This is a genomic window from Kineosporia sp. NBRC 101731 (assembly GCF_030269305.1).
Lineage (GTDB): Bacteria > Actinomycetota > Actinomycetes > Actinomycetales > Kineosporiaceae > Kineosporia.
Genome location: NZ_BSTC01000049.1, coordinates 1 through 475, shown reverse-complemented (window position 1 = coordinate 475; position 475 = coordinate 1). Strand labels below are relative to the sequence as shown.

Here is a 475-nt window from a genome sequence, read left to right as displayed (position 1 = left end):
ACCGGGCGCAGCCAGGAATCCAGTACCACCACCGACGTGTTCCACACCGGACGACCGATCGGAACCGTCTCACCCTCCGGATCAAAATCCTTCAGAGCGAAACCGACCGTCTCCACCGCAGCCTCGGTCGGACCGTACGTGTTCCACACATTGATACCCGAACCCTCAAGACTCCGGGCCAGACCCGTCGGCAGAACATCAGCCCCCAACGAAAGATGCCGCAACCGCGAGGAAGCCGGATCAAAGCCCGTCGCCACGATCGCCTGGAACACCACCGGCACGAACTCCACGAAACCCACCGGCTCCGACGACAGAATCCCCGCCAAATACTCGACGTCCTTATCCCCGCCCGGACGAATCAACCGCACCGTCGCCCCGACCGTCAAAGGCCAGAAGAACTCCGGAACCGACACATCAAAACCGGCAGAACTCTTCTGCAACAGCCGATCCCCCACCCCCAGCGGGAACACACCCT

1 protein-coding gene is annotated in these 475 nt (G+C 62.1%); it reads right to left on the bottom strand.

Translation table 11 applies throughout. The features are described from left to right. Positions 1–440 (bottom strand): AMP-binding protein (locus QSK05_RS36045; RefSeq protein ID WP_285601907.1); only part of this gene is annotated, 440 nt, incomplete at its 3' end. Positions 441–475 lie beyond the last annotated feature (35 nt).